This window comes from Flavobacterium ginsengisoli, from assembly GCF_029625315.1.
GTDB classification, from domain to species: Bacteria; Bacteroidota; Bacteroidia; order Flavobacteriales; family Flavobacteriaceae; genus Flavobacterium; species Flavobacterium ginsengisoli.
This window is the reverse complement of record NZ_CP121110.1, coordinates 1,129,122-1,146,480: the sequence shown is the minus strand read 5'-3', so window position 1 is coordinate 1,146,480 and position 17,359 is coordinate 1,129,122. Positions and strand designations below refer to the sequence as shown.

19 protein-coding genes and 1 pseudogene are annotated in these 17,359 nt (G+C 35.2%); 19 read left to right on the top strand and 1 reads right to left on the bottom strand.

The window, feature by feature from the left end; genetic code table 11:
• Window positions 1-3: 3 nt before the first annotated feature.
• The 10 genes from P5P87_RS05190 to P5P87_RS05145 all read left to right on the top strand — a co-directional run bounded on the left by P5P87_RS05190 (window position 4) and on the right by P5P87_RS05145 (window position 6,160).
• A complete protein-coding gene (locus tag P5P87_RS05190; RefSeq protein WP_278021796.1) occupies window positions 4-600 on the top strand; it encodes a DUF6705 family protein in 597 nt (198 codons plus the stop codon).
• Between the two features lie 112 nt (window positions 601-712).
• Window positions 713-1,147 carry a hypothetical protein gene (locus P5P87_RS05185; RefSeq protein WP_278021795.1) on the top strand — a complete coding sequence of 145 codons (435 nt, stop codon included), beginning with the start codon at window positions 713-715 and terminating at the stop codon, window positions 1,145-1,147.
• A 218-nt stretch (window positions 1,148-1,365) separates the two neighbouring features.
• Window positions 1,366-1,899, top strand: a complete 534-nt coding sequence (locus tag P5P87_RS05180) for a hypothetical protein (protein ID WP_278021794.1) — start codon at window positions 1,366-1,368, stop codon at window positions 1,897-1,899.
• A 7-nt stretch (window positions 1,900-1,906) separates the two neighbouring features.
• A complete protein-coding gene (locus P5P87_RS05175) occupies window positions 1,907-2,479 on the top strand; it encodes a DUF6705 family protein (RefSeq protein WP_278021793.1) in 573 nt (190 codons plus the stop codon).
• 55 nt (window positions 2,480-2,534) lie between these two features.
• Window positions 2,535-3,119: a hypothetical protein gene (locus tag P5P87_RS05170; protein WP_278021792.1), complete on the top strand. Its 585-nt coding sequence runs from the start codon at window positions 2,535-2,537 to the stop codon at window positions 3,117-3,119.
• 98 nt (window positions 3,120-3,217) lie between these two features.
• Window positions 3,218-3,490, top strand: coding sequence for a hypothetical protein (locus tag P5P87_RS05165; protein ID WP_278021791.1), 273 nt, complete (start codon window positions 3,218-3,220; stop codon window positions 3,488-3,490).
• 7 nt (window positions 3,491-3,497) lie between these two features.
• Window positions 3,498-4,073, top strand: coding sequence for a DUF6705 family protein (locus P5P87_RS05160; RefSeq protein WP_278021790.1), 576 nt, complete (start codon window positions 3,498-3,500; stop codon window positions 4,071-4,073).
• A 56-nt stretch (window positions 4,074-4,129) separates the two neighbouring features.
• Window positions 4,130-4,705, top strand: a complete 576-nt coding sequence (locus tag P5P87_RS05155; protein WP_278021789.1) for a DUF6705 family protein — start codon at window positions 4,130-4,132, stop codon at window positions 4,703-4,705.
• A 55-nt stretch (window positions 4,706-4,760) separates the two neighbouring features.
• Window positions 4,761-5,345 carry a hypothetical protein gene (locus P5P87_RS05150; RefSeq protein ID WP_278021788.1) on the top strand — a complete coding sequence of 195 codons (585 nt, stop codon included), beginning with the start codon at window positions 4,761-4,763 and terminating at the stop codon, window positions 5,343-5,345.
• A 338-nt stretch (window positions 5,346-5,683) separates the two neighbouring features.
• Window positions 5,684-6,160 (top strand): response regulator, encoded by a 477-nt coding sequence (locus tag P5P87_RS05145; RefSeq protein ID WP_278021787.1) that lies wholly within the window; start codon window positions 5,684-5,686, stop codon window positions 6,158-6,160.
• Window positions 6,161-6,162: 2 nt separating this feature from the next.
• On the opposite strand, the pseudogene P5P87_RS05140 reads toward P5P87_RS05145, so the two are convergent.
• Window positions 6,163-7,935 (bottom strand): annotated as a pseudogene (locus tag P5P87_RS05140) (chloride channel protein).
• A gap of 262 nt (window positions 7,936-8,197) precedes the next feature.
• Here P5P87_RS05140 and P5P87_RS05135 point away from each other — a divergent pair.
• The 9 genes from P5P87_RS05135 to P5P87_RS05095 all read left to right on the top strand — a co-directional run bounded on the left by P5P87_RS05135 (window position 8,198) and on the right by P5P87_RS05095 (window position 17,333).
• Window positions 8,198-8,539: a sulfatase-like hydrolase/transferase gene (locus P5P87_RS05135; RefSeq protein ID WP_278021786.1), complete on the top strand. Its 342-nt coding sequence runs from the start codon at window positions 8,198-8,200 to the stop codon at window positions 8,537-8,539.
• Window positions 8,508-9,902, top strand: coding sequence for an arylsulfatase (locus P5P87_RS05130; protein ID WP_340696686.1), 1,395 nt, complete (start codon window positions 8,508-8,510; stop codon window positions 9,900-9,902). Before P5P87_RS05135 ends, P5P87_RS05130 begins: the two co-directional genes overlap by 32 nt.
• A 64-nt stretch (window positions 9,903-9,966) precedes the next feature.
• Entirely contained in the window at window positions 9,967-10,572 is a 606-nt protein-coding gene (locus P5P87_RS05125; protein ID WP_278021785.1) for a LamG domain-containing protein, read from the top strand.
• Between the two features lie 56 nt (window positions 10,573-10,628).
• Window positions 10,629-10,922, top strand: coding sequence for a hypothetical protein (locus P5P87_RS25815; RefSeq protein WP_340696650.1), 294 nt, complete (start codon window positions 10,629-10,631; stop codon window positions 10,920-10,922).
• Between the two features lie 51 nt (window positions 10,923-10,973).
• Window positions 10,974-12,206: a sulfatase-like hydrolase/transferase gene (locus tag P5P87_RS25810; RefSeq protein WP_340696649.1), complete on the top strand. Its 1,233-nt coding sequence runs from the start codon at window positions 10,974-10,976 to the stop codon at window positions 12,204-12,206.
• A gap of 200 nt (window positions 12,207-12,406) precedes the next feature.
• Window positions 12,407-13,303: a sulfatase-like hydrolase/transferase gene (locus P5P87_RS05110; protein ID WP_278021784.1), complete on the top strand. Its 897-nt coding sequence runs from the start codon at window positions 12,407-12,409 to the stop codon at window positions 13,301-13,303.
• Window positions 13,275-13,499, top strand: a complete 225-nt coding sequence (locus tag P5P87_RS05105) for a hypothetical protein (protein WP_278022852.1) — start codon at window positions 13,275-13,277, stop codon at window positions 13,497-13,499. Before P5P87_RS05110 ends, P5P87_RS05105 begins: the two co-directional genes overlap by 29 nt.
• Entirely contained in the window at window positions 13,429-14,787 is a 1,359-nt protein-coding gene (locus P5P87_RS05100) for a sulfatase-like hydrolase/transferase (RefSeq protein WP_278021783.1), read from the top strand. The genes P5P87_RS05105 and P5P87_RS05100 overlap by 71 nt, the downstream gene beginning before the upstream one ends.
• A gap of 164 nt (window positions 14,788-14,951) precedes the next feature.
• Window positions 14,952-17,333, top strand: coding sequence for an arylsulfatase (locus P5P87_RS05095; protein ID WP_278021782.1), 2,382 nt, complete (start codon window positions 14,952-14,954; stop codon window positions 17,331-17,333).
• Window positions 17,334-17,359 lie beyond the last annotated feature (26 nt).

The following is a 17,359-nucleotide window of genomic DNA, read 5'->3' as shown; positions in this document are numbered from 1 at the left end:
ATTATGAGAAATTATATTTATAGCGCACTATTTTTTATCCTGCTAAACAATAGTTGTAAAGCACAAAACCCTATCCTAGACATTGATACACCAAAAGATAATTTTATTGGTGTAAAAGGAGCATACTATAAAGACACAAAAAATGTGTTAAACGGATACGACGGTACGTATCTTTATACCAGTGGTAATACATCATTGAAGATAAAGTCGCAGAAAAATATCAAGACCTCCATGAACAATTTTTACTACGAAGATCTTATAGTGGGCGAATATCAATATATAGAAAATGGAGTTGAAAAAGTTAATACATTAAGTAAGCTAACTTCAACAAGCAATAATAACAGCATAAGTGGATCTCTAATTTTAACAGGAACAGAATTTGGCTGTAAGGATTGCAAACCAGATGAAAAAAGACTGCGTCTTGGTATTACATCTTCTCCTAATTTTGGAGAAATGGACGTTAGAAAAACAACAGTAAATGGCAAAGCCGCTATTTTGGTAGTTTTTTGGTGGACAGGTCCTATTGCTGTCAAAGCGGGAGACCCAATGCCGAAACCTGCAGTAATCAAGGCTGGCACATATACAATGATTAAGCAATAAAAATAAAACTTTCAATAAAGAACTACCTAACAGCGTTGTCTTTTTTAGGTAGTTTTTTATCAAAATTTGAGCCTTTTTGGGAATGCAATCAATTGAAAAAACTACATAGATCATGAAAAACAGTTTCTTAATATTTACTATTTTGTTTTCGAGTATAAATTACGCTCAGAACAAAACATTTGTTCTTGAAGATTATATAATTAAAGTAAAGCCAATAAAATCAAATTTTAATAAAGCAGTGTGTGATACAGCCAATAAACACGTAGGTGTAATTACAGAATTTGAAGTTCTTAATGAAGTTGATATTAAAAAATTTGGTAATAAAATATATGCAATGGATGTTTGTGCAAATTACCCTGGTGATGGTGTATTTAACTCAAATTATATTTGGGATTTAAAAATATCTGAACAGAAATTTTACTTAGCCGAAATAAAAATAGTTAATGAAGAATTATCTAATAGAAATATTTTTGGGAAAAAATATTGGATTAGAGATTTAAGCCGAAAAGTAATTCTTGATTGTAATTTAAAACAAAGCTCAAAATAGACAGTAAGAGTCCCCTTGCTGGTGCGAGCGTCTCGCTCGTGCATTGCTTTAGTGTCACGAGCGAGACGCTCGCGCCAGCGCGGGGAGGGTGGAGAAGATCAAAGTGCAAATGTAACAGACCCTTGTGCCAAAATAAAAGCACAAATGGCAATAGCCAATATTACGGCCAAAATAGAAGAACTAAGAAAAAAACAAACTTAAAAGTAGAAACAGGGTATATGCAAAGTAAGAATGGCCCTTTTACAGCACTAACTGGAGCTTCTAGTACAGATGGTGCGGACAAAATAGATTTTAAGCCTGATGCCAATACAGTAGGCTACTTGCACAATCATTTAGACACTTACGATAAGGTAAAAGCAAATGGAGACATAGAGCCAGTAGAACCTATAAAAATATTTTCTCCTTACGATGTGAAAATGTTTGTAATTTTAATTCTAAATGCCAATAGATATGGCATTCCAATAAGTGATACTTACGGAACAATGGTTTCAAGTTCAGCAATTTATCAGCTAAGATTTACAGGAAACATAAATAATGTGAGCATGAAGGCTAACAACATAAATTGGACTATTTTAGATATTCCTTATAAAAAAATAATGAAAAACAGTAATAGTTTAGAAGAGGGATTCTTAAAGTTTTTAAATGAACAGATAGGAATCAGTGGAATTGAACTGTATAAAATAGATTCCTCTGGAAATTCAAAAAGATCACTAAATAATAATGGAAAAGTAACAACAACTAACTGTAATTAAAATAAAGATGAAAAATATATTTTTACTAGGACTAATACTATTTTCTATAATATCCTGCAAAGCACAAACTATTGTACCAGTAGAAAAAGCAATTGACTATAGAAGAGCTGGAGGTATTCCAGACAATACTTATTTAAAAGATGTGAATAACCTGCTAGCAAAATACACGGGCACTTGGAAAGGATCGTATGGAGGGAAAAATTACACTTTATATATTAGTAAAACTACTTCCAAATTTTACCAAGTTACTCGTGACATGCTATTGATTCGGTATTTGATCACTTCTAGCAATGGCATTGTATTAGATGATACTAGAAGCATACCAGACAATAGTCCCTTTATTACTGAAGGCTCTTATTTCAGTAAAGATTTAACAACATACGCATTAGATTTTGCTGGTAAAAATGCAATATGTGGAAATGCGGGAACAGTGTTCATTCGTATAAAAAACACAGTTAATACATCAATGTCATTTGGTTATGAGCCTGATAAAATCATGATTTCAAACGATGATTGCCCTGGGTTTAAAACCGCAGAACTAACTTTTCCTAAAGACGGTTTGATGCTTACTAAGCAGTAGTTTACATAAAAATCCTCAAGTATTTTTTGTACTTGAGGATTAAAAATTAGAAACTATGAAAAAAATATCGATATTACTATTTTTAATATTTCAGCAGACTTTTTCTCAAAATTTAGATATAAGGCGATCATATGAAATTTCGTTTTGTGGTAAGCCACAAACTATAAAATTAATTGAATACCAAAATGGATTTGTAGAAGGCTTTTTAGAAACTAAACTTACGAGAAAAGTATTGAGAAAAAGGAAAGAAATTATAAACAAAACCAGTTTTGATAATGTACTAGTTAAAAAACTAATGCTTGATTTAAAAAACGCAGGAATTGAAACTTTAAAAAAATGCAATGAAGATTTAGATTGTCATTCTATCGGTTTTCTTGACGGTGACAGTTTATCGTTTAATATTCAAATTGACTCAATAAATAAGCAAGCTTATTTTTCAGAAATTTATCCTGAATCTCAAACCAAAGAACAAATAGAGAAAACCGAATTAAGAAGAAAAGTTCAGATACTTATAACTATTATTGATAAAGAAATAAATTTAGAAAAACAATTTTCAGATCTAATAAAGGGTCTAAAAGAGGGGACATACTGCTACTGGACAGGTATTTCAAAAGTATGTATAATACATGAAGAAATTTAAACTTTGGTAAGAGTTTTTTTTCTCCCTTGCTGGCGCGAGCGTCTCGCTCGTGCATAACTTTAGTGTCACGAGCGAGACGCTCGCGCTAGCGGGGGGCAATGGTTTCAAGTTCAGCAATTTATCAATTAAGATTTACTGGGAATATAAACAATGTAAGTATCAAAGCCAACAGCATCAACTGGGATGATACTGCCCTTGATGATACCTACAAAGAAATAATAGACAATAATGGTCTTGAAAAAGGTTTTTTAAAATTTTTAAGCGAAAAAATAGGAATCAATGGAATTGAGCTTTATAAAATTGATGCTTCTGGAAATTCAAAAAAAACCTTAGATAGCAAAGGAAAAGTAACAACAACTAACTGTAATTAAAATAAAGATGAAAAATATATTTTTACTAGGACTAATATTATTTTCTATAATATCCTGCAAAGCACAAACCATAGTGCCAGTTGAAAAAGCAATCGACTATAGAAGGGCTGGAGAAGGCATTCCAGATAATACTTACTTAAAAGATGTGAATAATTTGCTGGCAAAATATACAGGGACTTGGAAAGGTAGTTACGGTGGAAAAAATTACACTTTTTATATCACAAAAACAACTTCTAAATTTGAAACAGTGACTCGTGATCGATTATTAATCCGTTATTTAATCACATCTAGCAATGGCACTGTATTAGAAAATACTCAAAATATGCCCGATACTAATCCTTACGTAGTAAAAGGTTCTTATTTTAGTAAAGATTTAACGGCTTACGCTCTTAATTTTTCTGGAAAAAAGTCACAATGTGGAAATGCGGGTACAGTCTTTATTCATATAGATGATTCAGCAAAAAACATTTTATCATTTGGTTTTGAGCCAGATAAAATTATGATTTCAGAAGATTCTTGTCCAGGATTTAAAGTCGCAGAATTAACATTTCCTAAAGATGGTTTAAAGCTGACCAAACAATAGTTGATATCTAAAATCCTCAAGTATTTTTTGTACTTGAGGATTAAAAAATTGTGACTATGAAAAAAATATTTCTATTAGGATTCGTACTACTTTCAGTAATATCCTGTAAAGCACAAAACATTGTACCAGTAGAAAAAGCAATTGATTATAGAAGAGCTGGAAATGGCATCCCTGACAATACCTACCTAAAAGATCTAAGTAATTTATTTGGCAAATACATAGGTACTTGGAAAGGAAGTTATGGTGGTAAAACTTATACTCTTTTCATAACTAAATACACTTATACTTATGATAAAGTAACTTTTGATGAATTAAGAATTCGATATTTAATTACATCATCAAATGGCACAATTTTAGAAAATACGCAGAGCCTACCAGATAGTAGTCCTTACATTATTACGGGTTCTTATTTTGGTAAAGATTTGTCTGTTTACGCATTGGATTTTGCTGGTAAAAATGCAATATGTGGAAATGCGGGAACAGTATTTATTCGTATAAAAAATACAGCAAAGACATCAATGTCATTTGGCTATGAGCCTGATAAAATCATGATTTCAAACGATGACTGTCCTGGGTTTAAAACCGCAGAACTAACTTTTCCTAAAGACGGTTTGATGCTTACTAAGCAGTAGTTTACATAGAAATCCTCAAGTATTTTTTGTACTTGAGGATTAAAAATTAGAAACTATGAAAAAAATATCGATATTACTATTTTTAATATTTCAGCAGACTTTTTCTCAAAATTTAGATATAAGGCGATCATATGAAATTTCGTTTTGTGGTAAGCCACAAACTATAAAATTAATTGAATACCAAAATGGATTTGTAGAAGGCTTTTTAGAAACTAAACTTACGAGAAAAGTATTGAGAAAAAGGAAAGAAATTATAAACAAAACCAGTTTTGATAATGTACTAGTTAAAAAACTAATGCTTGATTTAAAAAACGCAGGAATTGAAACTTTAAAAAAATGCAATGAAGATTTAGATTGTCATTCTATCGGTTTTCTTGACGGTGACAGTTTATCGTTTAATATTCAAATTGACTCAATAAATAAGCAAGCTTATTTTTCAGAAATTTATCCTGAATCTCAAACCAAAGAACAAATAGAGAAAACTGAATTAAGAAGAAAAGTTCAGATACTTATAACTATTATTGATAAAGAAATAAATTTAGAAAAACAATTTTCAGATCTAATGAAGGGTCTAAAAGAGGGGACATACTGCTACTGGACAGGTATTTCAAAAGTATGTATAATACATGAAGAAATTTAAACTTTGGTATGAGTTTTTTTTCTCACTTGGTAGCTGATCATAGAAAAAACATTTGTTAGAAATGGGATTTTAGTTTTTGATAGACATAAAAATTTACATCATTCAGATTTATTTTTTTTGAGCGTAAATTCTTATGCTATAATTACATAATTCCCATTTTAAAGATGGAAATTGTAAAACGACATTGTTTTCTAATAATAGTATGGGTACCTTTAAATACTATTAACCGGATAACGGATGTAATTCCATTTTTTAAAGATTTACAAAGGATTATAGAAATATAAACGGCTGCAGATTCTTAGATTATAGTTTTATGTTTGCCTGACAAACTAAAAATAATGCCTGAGTCTCAAAATTCAAAAAAGATTATATGCATTGCTGACCATGACGAAGATGACCGAATGCTGCTACATGAAGCATTATTAACTTTAAATCAGCCATTTGAGATTTTAGAAATTGGCGGCAAGGATCAGCTTGCAGATCGATTGTCTAGATTGTCGGAGATTCTCCCTGATTTTATTTTTCTCAATACTAGTATGCCAGGTGTAGAGGGATTTCACTACATCGAAGCAATCAGGAAAGAAGTCGGATCGGGTATGAAAATAAAGATCATTATTTATTCAACCGACAATGAGAGGTCTAGCATTGAAAAAGCATTTGAACATGGAGCAGATTTTTATGCTGTCAAGCCAAGTAATTATAGAGATCTTAAAAATCTGGCAAGAAATATAATAGAAATGAACTGGGAGACTTTTGATGAAGGCAAGCAGAATATTTCATATTCTTTGAATCAATACTTTATGAATAGTTTATAACGTTATTCAAAAATCATTGACTTAAGCTGATTTCGATAAGCTTCTAAAGCGCCACCTTTATCTATATAGCCATAATAAAGATCATCTTTGATTACTGGCAGATAATTTTTACTGCTTTTTTCAAGTTTCTGCATTACTGTTTCCATACTGTCGGTATACGAAATTATTTCGCAAGGAGCAGTCATGAGCTCTTTGACAGTAACATCGATCTGATTGAAAATAATTTCTTTGATGTCACTAAAATAAATCACTCCTACAAGTTTTTCTTCAACCGTAACGGCAAACATTCCCTGATCAGAAGTTTTTATTACATTTCGTAAATCTTCCATGTTTTCATCAGGAGAAAGGGTTTTAGGATCTGGATGCAGAATAGATTCCATTTTCAAAGTCCAAAGAATGTTTGTGTCCTTATTGCTGGTAAATACATTCCCTTTTTTTACAAGTCCTTTTACATCAAGAGAGTGTCTTTCAAAACGTTTTGAGATAGCAAAACTTATAGAGGCTACAATCATAAGAGGAATAATCAATGCATATCCTCCAGTGATCTCAGCTATAAGGAAAATGGCAGTAAGAGGTGCATGAAAAAGTCCGCTCAGTATTCCTGCCATGCCTACAATTGCAAAGTTGCTAACTGGAAGATCTGTTAGTCCGGTAAGATTTAAAAACTTAGAAAAAAATAGCCTGCATAAGATCCCAGAAAAAGTGATGGCGCAAAATTTCCTCCGTTTCCGCCGCTGCCAAGCGTGATGCCTGATGCAAAAGCTTTGAGCATCATTGATAAACCCACAAAGCAGAGAAGAATCCACTCATTATCACTAAAATCCTTAAAAAGAGTGTTTTTTAGCAGTTCTCCCGGATTGGTGTCGGCAAGAGTCTTAATGCTTTCATACCCTTCACCAAATAAAGTCGGAAATATAAAAATAAGAAGCCCAAGAACTAGAGCACCTGCAAAAGCTTTTTTATAAATGCCTAATTTAAGTCCTGCAAAATAATGCTCGGTCTTTAGGAAATTTCGTGAATAATATACCGAAAGAAAGGCAGTGAATAAGCCTAAGAGAATATAGAAGGGAATATTATAATAATCAAATGTCTGCTGTCCTCGAAAAGTAAGCAGAATATCTTCATTAAGTACAATTGTGGATACTAGAGCGCCTGTGGCAGCAGCAATCATAATAGGAGTAAAGGCAGAAATGGTCACATCAACCAAAAGGACTTCTACGGCAAATAAAACTCCTGCAATTGGTGCATTAAATGCTGCGGCAATTCCTGCAAGCAACTCCGCAACCAAGGAGAAGCGTCCTGTCCTTATAACTTAATCTAAACTGTTGGGCAAAGTTAGATCCAAATGCAGCACCAGTCACAACAATCGGACTTTCTAGTCCGGCAGATCCTCCAAGTCCGACGGTAAGAGAACTTGTAATAATCTGTGCATACATCTGTTTTTTAGGTACGATGCTGGCTTTACGCGCCACTAAATATAAAATCTGGGAAGTTCCTTTTTCAATAGTGCCTCCTAATACTTTTTTTACCACTAAAACCGTAAGCATGATCCCAATTATAGGCAGTAAAGAATTAATAAAGCTTAGTTTTAGAATACTGTTAATATACGAAGCAGACAGGTAAACCGAGTGGGCAAAAGATTTTAAAAGTATAACAGCAAATGCAGAAGAAATGCCTACCAAAACACTAGCTAAAAATATGAATTGCTTTGGAGATAGTTTTTTTCTTCCTACAATCAGCAGGGCTTCAATTTGTAAAAGTTTTTTCTTAAGCATTAAGAATGATGGCATTAGCTTTCAAGCTGAGATTTAAAAATAAGTCTGAAAAGACCGTAAGAGTCATTTAAAAAAACAACAATTTCAAAGATAAGGCACAGCTTCATTTTATAATAGAATTTTAACAAACAATATTTAGAAAAATGATTTTTCTGCAGTTTGTTTTAAAAAACTTTGTTTCAAATTATAATCTGCAACATCATGAAGAGATTTTGTAAAACCCATGTTTGTAAATTTATTACGAATAACAAAATCCCGTAATATGAAACCGTTTATTAGCCCAAAACTGCTCTTCATTTTAGCTGTATTTCTCTTCAGCCGCAATCAATCCCAGAAAACCGATTCTGTAACAGAAAAAACCGATTCGGGAGAACTAGATCGAACAATACTGCCAATTCCAGAACCTCCTTTTGGCGGAAAAATTGGAGAAACCTACAAAGACTCCAAAGAAGAATGGCCAAAATTGGTTACACCTCCGCAAGGAGTACCAAATGTGATTATCATTCTTTTAGACGATGTTGGATTTGGACAGGTAAGTACATTTGGAGGACCGGTTCCAACACCAGAATTAGATAAATTGGCAGACAAACGGTTTAAAATATAACCGTTTTCATACCACAGCAATCTGCGGACCTTCGCGTGCTGCTTTGTTGACCGGAAGAAATCACCACAATGCAGGTTCAGGATTCTTGGCCGAATGGGCAACAGGATATCCAAGTTACAATTGTATGATTCCGAAAACTACGGCAACATCTGGAAGAATTTTAAAAGGAAACGGATATAGTACAAGCTGGTTTGGCAAAAACCACAATACGCCAGATTGGGAAAGTAGTATTGCTGGGCCATTTGATCGTTGGCCAACAGGTTTAGGATTCGATTATTTTTACGGATTTATTGGCGGTGAAACACATCAATATTATCCAGTTCTTTTTGAAAATACTAAAGCGGTAGAACCAGATAAAACTCCAGAACAAGGTTATCATTTTATGACCGATATGACCGATAGAGCCATTAATTGGTTAGAATACAGTAAATCGGTTGCACCTCAGAAACCGGTTATGATGTATTTTGCTCCAGGAGCTGCACATGCGCCACATCATGCGCCAAAAGAATGGCGTGACAAATTTAAAGGTCAGTTTGATAAAGGCTGGGATGTTGTGAGACAGGAAACTTACGAACGTCAGCTGAAAATGGGAATTATTCCGCCTGGAACTAAACTTACTCCAAGACCAGACTGGGTTACACCTTGGGATAAACTTTCGGCAGATCAGAAAAAACTGTTTGCACGTTTGATGGAGAATTATGCAGGATATCTTTCGTTTGCAGATCATGAAACGGGACGACTTTTAGAAGCCATAAGCAAACTTCCAGATGCCGACAATACCTTAATATTTTATATTGTTGGAGATAACGGCGCAAGTTCTGAAGGAGGAATGGAGGGAACGGTTAATGAAATAAAAGCATTAAGCGGTATTTCAACTCCTTTGGCAGATAACTTAAAACATCTTGACGAAATTGGAGGGCCTAATACCGAGCCACATTATCCTGTAGGATGGGCTTGGGCAGGAAATGCTCCTTTTCAGTGGGTAAAACAAGTAGCTTCTCACTTTGGCGGAAGCCGAAATCCTATGGTGGTTAGCTGGCCAAAAGTGATAAAAGATAAAGGTGGTATGCGCAGTCAGTTTGTACATTTGATCGATGTACTTCCAACGGTTCTAGATGCTTCTCATTTGCCAGCACCAAAAACAGTAGACGGCGTAGAGCAAAAACCTATGGACGGGGTTTCTTTCCTATCAACTTTTACAGATAAAAATGCTAAACCCGTTAGAACCAGACAATATTTTGAAGTCTTTAGCAACCGCGCGATTTATGACAACGGTTGGGTAGCGGCAACGCAAGCATACTTTTCCGTGGAGACAGGATTATGCACCAGGAAACTGGGACAAAGACAAATGGGAACTTTATAATATTGATGAAGATTATAGCGAATCGGTTGATTTAGCTAAAAAATATCCAGAAAAGCTTAAAGAATTGAAAGCCATTTTTGATGAAGAAGCCAAAAAATATAACGTTTATCCGTTGGATGATAGAGGTACGGGAAGATTAATTTCGCCAAAACCAACGCCATCAGATCCTAAACGTAAACATTTTACTTTTTATGCAGGAGCGACTAGATTGGCAGAAACAGCTTCTCCAAACACTAAAAACAAATCGCACAGCATTACGGCAGAAATTGAGCTGAAATCAAAATCAGACAGTGGTATTATTGTGGCCTCTGGCGGAAGTTCGGCGGGATTTGCTTTGTATGTTCAAAACGGAAAATTGGTTTACCATTATAATTATTTTGATGATGCTCGTTACGTCATTACCTCGAAAGAATCACTTCCGATTGGAAAAAGCACCGTAAGATTTGATTTCGCTTATGATGGCGGCGGAACTGGAAAAGGTGGCACTGGAAAACTGTATATCAATGATAAATTAGTCGGCGAAGGTCGAATTGATAAAACTGTCGCAGCTCGCTTCGGAATCGATACTTTCGGAATTGGTGAAGATACAGGATCTCCAGTTGCAAATTCGTACAAGCTTCCATTCAGGTTTACCGGAATTATTGACAAAGTTGACATAGACTTGAAATAATAATGAATTGTAAATGGTGAATTGTGAATTAAGAATTTTAGTTTAAATAAATTATTATGAAAAAATATATTGTTCTATTAGCAGCCTTAGCTTTTGTAACCGAAATGAGCGCGCAGCAAAACTATTTTAATCCAACGGTTAAAGTAAAAGATTATTTAGAACCAGCAATTCCGCATCCTGATCAGGACAAAGAGATGAAGGACAAAATGAGCAAGTTGAAAAAGAAACCTAATATCTTGATTATTCTTATTGATGATATGGGTTACGGAGATATTGGTGTTTATGGCGGAGGTGTTGCTATTGGTGCGCCAACTCCTAATATTGACAAAGTATCTCACGAAGGTTTGTGACTTACATCAACATATTCGCGACCAACTTGTACGCCAAGTCGTGCCGCGATTATGACCGGAAGAATCCCAGCAAGATCAGGATTGACACGACCAACTTTAACAGGTGAAAATCCTAAAGTAAATCCATGGACTTCTGAAAATACAACTGCAAAATTACTTTCACAAAATGGTTATAAAACCGCTCTTTCAGGAAAATGGCATTTAGGCGAAAGCAAAGGAAGTCTTCCTAACGATGTTGGTTATGATGAATGGCTTGGTTTTGGTTCTGTTCAGTCAGAATATGCGCAGTTTGTCAACGAATGGATTTACCCTGATTTGATCAATAAGCCAGAACGATTGGCGACAATGAAAAAACTGGTTGATCAGAATATCTTAACAGGTAAAAAAGGTGGCGAAAATAAAATTGTGCGACCAATTTCTACTATTGAAGAGCTATCAAAAGTAGATCAAGTTTTTGCTAATTACAGTGAAGATTTCATCAGACGTTCGGTTAAAGAAGATAAACCTTTTTATTTGATTCATTCTTTTTCTAAAGTGCACAATGACAATTACGTATCTGAAGGTTATAAAGGAAAAAGTCCAGCAGCTTTTCCATATAAAGACGCTGTAGTAGAAGTTGATGATATTGTTGGCCGATTAATGAAACTTTTGCAAGACTTAAAAATAGATGAAAACACATTAGTTTTCATTACTTCAGATAATGGACCAAATGAGGATGTTTGGCCAGATAGCGGTTATACTCCGTTTAGAGGAGGAAAAGGAACAACTTGGGAAGGCGGAGTGCGAGTACCGGGAATTGCTTATTGGAAAGGTATGATAGCTCCGGGACGCATAAGCGATGGATTATTTGATATTTGCGATATGTTCAATACTTCTCTTTCAGCAACAGGAGTTTTAGATAAAATTCCTTCATCCAATTATATTGATGGAGTAGATCAGTTATCGTTTTTTCTGTCAGACAAAGGAGTGTCGAATCGAAATGCTGTTTTTATGTATTCAGAAACTAAATTCATGGCTGTACGCTGGCAGGAATACAAAATGCACATGAATGTTTTTAACACTTCGGGACTTAGAAAAAACATTGACCAATCTACAATTGAAGGAGTTGGTATGAGTCCTTGGGTATATAATTTGTACACAGATCCAAAAGAACAATTAAGTACAGGACATCGTTTTTTTGAGTGGGGAATTCCTGGCGTCATGCAATTAATCGCTACACATCTTGCTACTTATCAAAAATATCCAATGAAAGATATTGGTCTTAAAAAGCCAGGTGCTGAGTAATATTCATAAAATTATTTAGTAAGTCTAAAAACAGAAAACTGCATATATACAAGGAGTTTTCTGTTTTTATATTTTTAATCGCTATCTCTTTGATTTATAAATTTGTTGCAAATTATAACTTGCAACAAGTTTGATAATGTATATTTTAATCAATTCCGTTTTTCATACATAATTTTATAGTGCCACTAAAAAAATTAAGTATGGAATCTAAGTATAAATTTATCGGACTGGCTTTTCTAATTTCAATGAATGTAGTCAATGCGCAGCAGTCAAATTCATGGCCAGACAGAACAGTACTGCCAATTGAGCCTTATCAGAAAGTTGGCAAAATTGCACCAACCATTAAAGATTCTGATCCAATCGAATGGCCAAAAGAAATTAGTGCTCCCAATGGAGCGCCAAATGTTTTACTAATTATGATTGATGATGTAGGTTATGGTGCAACTTCTACTTTTGGAGGTCCGGTACCAACTCCCGTCTTCGATAATTTAGCAAAAAATGGGTTAACTTATAATCGTTTTCACACCACAGCAGTCTGTTCATCTTCAAGAGCGGCTTTAATTACAGGAAGAAATCATCATACGGCAGCAACAGGTATTATTATGGAGTTTTCTACACCATATCCGGGATACAATAGTTTAGTGCCGAGAAGTGTGGCATCAATTGGAAAAATCCTGACCGATAATGGTTACGGAACTTCATGGTTTGGTAAAAACCATAATGTTCCAGATTGGCAGACCAGTCCAGCAGGACCATTCAATTTATGGCCTACTGGTTTAGGATTTGAATATTTCTATGGTTTTTTAGGAGCTGATGCGCACCAGTTTAGACCTGCTCTTATGGAGAATACAAAACCTGTAGATCCTTATATTGTTGATGGAAAAGTAGACGAAAACTATATTTTGGACAAAGATTTAGCCAACAAAGCAATTAATTGGATTCAGACTCAAAAATCAGTATCACCAAATAAACCTTTCTTTGTTTATTACACGCCCGGAACAGCTCACGCTCCGCATCAGGCACCAAAAGAATGGATTGAAAAGTTTAAAGGCAAATTTGATTATGGTTTTGAAAAAACAACGCCAGATGACCTTTGAAAAACAAAAAGCAATGGGAATCATACCAAAAGATGCAAAACTGGCACCAACGCCAAGTGAATATCAAAAATGGGATGCCTTAAGCCCGAATATGAAAAAAATTGTCGCAAGAGAAATGGAGGTTTATGCCAGCTCAATTAGCTTACAGCGATTATCAGATAGGAAGAGTGATCCAGTCCATAAAAGATATGGGTGAACTTGATAATACTTTAATCATTTATATTATGGGTGATAACGGAGCCAGTGCTGAAGATCCTACTGGTCATGGGCTTACCAGCGAAATAGGAATTATGGTTAATGGTGAAGTAGACACAGAAGAATTTATGCTAAAAAACTTAGACGATTTTGGAGGTCCTTGGATGGCTGAACATTATTCGCAAAGTTGGGCACATGCAATGAACACACCTTATCAGTGGGATAAAAAAATTGCTTCACATTTAGGCGGTAGCCGTACAGGAATGGTTATTTCATGGCCTGCAAAAATTAAACAGACAGGACAAATTCGCAGTCAGTTTACTCATATTACAGATATAGTGCCTACAATTTTGGAAGCAGCGAGTCTTCCAGTTCCAAAAAGTGTTGACGGTTTTGTACAAGAGCCTATGGCAGGAACAAGCATCGAATATACTTTTGATAATGCAAAAGCTCCAGAAAAGCATTCTACACAATATTTTGAAATTATAGGAAACAGAGCAATTTACAAAGACGGCTGGATTGCCAGCACAACGCCAAAAATACTGCCATGGGAAGGAAATCATCCTGCATCAAAAGATCCTGTAAATGATTATAAATGGGAACTTTATAATCTAAATGCCGATTTTTCTCAAACTAATGATATTGCGGCTAAAAATCCGCAGAAATTAAAAGAATTACAGGATGTATTTAATAAAGAAGCTTCTAAATACGAAGTTTATCCGTTAGATGATCGATACATTGAAAGGCTTAATCCCGAAAACAGACCTAATTTTAATAAAGGAAGAAATGAATTTGTTTTTCATGAAGGAACATCTCGTATTACAGAAGGTATGGCTCCAAATATGAAAAATACTTCCTACAGCATAAAAGCAGATATTGAAGTGAAATCTGGTGATGAAGGAATGATTATTACACAAGGAGGTTATTTTGGAGGAACCGCATTCATGCTTTTAAAAGGAAAACCAACTTTCACATACGCTTTTTCTCATTATCCAGATCATAAATGGACCATACAATCTCCAACTCCTTTAACAGCAGGTAAACATACCCTTGTTATGAATTTTGATTATGCTGGCGGCGGAGCAGGTAAAGTCGCCAAAGTAACCATATTGGTAGATGGCAAAGAAGTCGCAAAAGGAGATATTCCTCAAACTGTTCCAAAAAGATTTTCATCAGACGAAACATTAGATGTTGGCGAAGATTTTGGAACTCCTGTAATCAGAGATTATGAAGTGCCGTTTAAATTTCAAGGTAAAATAGATAAAGTTACGGTGAATTTAAAATCTTAATTTTTGAATTTATTATAAATACTAAGCAAAACTGAGTGTATTAAAAAACAGAAGTAGAATTTAAAAATCGCTTTTTGTCTTTTATAGACTCAGTTTTTGTTTCGCATATAATGCTGTTAATTATAAAATTGAAAATAAATGTTTCAAATACTAAACTGACTGCGATGAAAACTGCAAAATATAGTAAGATAATTTTCTTTTTAAGTATTATTTTTTTAGCCTCAATTTCTGTAAATGCGCAGGATGTATTACCATTTCCTCCAGCTCCTTCTGCTTCTCAGGCTGGAGTGACAATTGAAACATCGAGTTATAAAAAAAGAACAGAACCCAAACACCTGCCTGAAAATGCGCCTAATATTTTAATAATATTAATGGATGATGCAGGACCAGGAGCTCCTTCGACTTACGGGGGAGAAATAAACACGCCAACATTATCCAGAGTTGCCAATACAGGAATTTCATACAATCGTTTTCATTCAACAGCCATGTGTTCGCCAACGCGTGCTTCTTTGCTTACAGGACGTAATCATACTCGTGTAGGAAACGGTCAGATTGCCGCTATTGCGAATGATTTTGATGGTTTTAGTGGTACAATTCCCAAAAGCTCAGCAACATTAGCCGAGATATTAAAAGACTATGGCTATAATACCGCAGCATTTGGAAAATGGCATAATACTCCCGAAGAACAAATCACATCAAAAGGGCCTTTTGACTATTGGCCAACAGGTTATGGGTTTGAATATTTTTACGGATTCTTGGCAGGAGAAGCTTCACAATATGAACCTACTTTGGTACGAAATACAAGTTATGTAGAACATCCAAAAACATCAGGCGGGCATGATTATTACCATTTATCAGAAGATCTGGCTGACGATGCAATTTTGTGGCTGACAGAACAAAAAGCTTACGCTCCAGAAAAACCTTTTTTTGTGTATTGGGCGCCTGGATCGGCTCATGGTCCGCATCATGTTATGAAAGAATGGGCAGACAAATACAAAGGCAAATTTGATGATGGGTGGGACGCTTACCGCGAAAGAGTATTCAAACGTCAAAAAGAATCGGGATGGATTCCGCAGAATACATTGCTTACGCCAAGAGCAGAATCGATGACATCATGGGCAAATATTCCAGAAGCAGAAAAACCTTTTCAGCGACGACTTATGGAAATCTGGGCTGGTTTTGCAGAACATGCCGATTTCAATGCAGGAAGAGTTATCGACGAAATCGAAAAACTCGGAGAACTTGACAATACGATTATCATTTATATCTGGGGAGACAATGGTTCATCTGCAGAGGGTTTAAATGGCACAATCAGCGAGCAATTGGCACAAAATGCAATTCCGACAAAAATAGAACAGCATATTACCGCTTTAAATGAATTGGGAGGTTTAGATGTTTTAGGCGGACCAAAAACCGATAATATGTTCAATGCAGGATGGGCGTGGGCGACAAGCACTCCGTATCAAGGAACAAAATTGCAGGGCGCTTATTTTGGAGGAACTCGTCAGCCAATGGCTATTTCATGGCCAAAAGGAATTAAACACGACAAAACGCCTAGATCGCAGTTTCATCACGTAATTGATATTGCACCAACGATATACGAAATTGATAAGATTCCTGCGCCAAAAGTAGTGAATGGTTTTGCGCAAGATGAGTTAGACGGAGTAAGTATGGTGTACACTTTTACTGATCCAAAAGCAAAAGGAATGCGTCATACACAGTTTTTTGATATTATGGCAAGCCGAGGCATTTATCAGGACGGATGGTTTGCAAGCGCCCGTGGGCCAAGAGAGCCGTGGGTAGGAGGAATTCTGAAAGGCATTAAACAATGGTCGCCGCTTACCGATACTTGGCAGTTATACAATCTGGATCAGGATTGGTCGCAGGCAGTCGATTTGGCGGCAAAAGAACCTAAAAAGCTGGAAGAAATGAAAGCTTTATTTTTAACAGAATCAGCCAAAAATAAAAACCTACCAATTGGTGGCGGATTATGGTCAACAGCCCTTTATCATCCAGAAGACGCACCTTCTTCTCCTTTAACCGAGTGGACTTTTGATTCACCTATAAAAGGAATGCCAGAATCAGCAACTCCGAAATTAGGAAAAGTAAGCAAGACCGTAACGATGGATGTAGAAGTTCCAGATAATGCAAATGGAGTTCTGTATGCTCTTGCAGGATTTTCGGGAGGAGTTGCGTGTTATGTAAAAGATGGTTATCTAAACTACGAATTTAATCTGTTTGAAATTCAGCGTACAAAAATCAAATCAAAAGATAAACTTCCAAAAGGTAAAGTGAAAATTGAAGTCGAGTCGAAACTAGTAGATAAAATTGGCGGTTCAATGAACGTGACATTAAAAGTCAACGGATCAACAGTTGGTCAGGGAACGGTTCCAACAGCAATGTCGCTTCATTTTACATCAAACGCCACTTTTGATATTGGAACTGATTTAGATTCGCCCGTTTCGTTAGACTATTTCGATCAGGCTCCGTTTTCATTCAATGGAAAAATAGGAAAGACAAAAATTGTTTATGCCAAGAAAAGCTAACAGAATCAAAGTTTTAAAAATAGTAT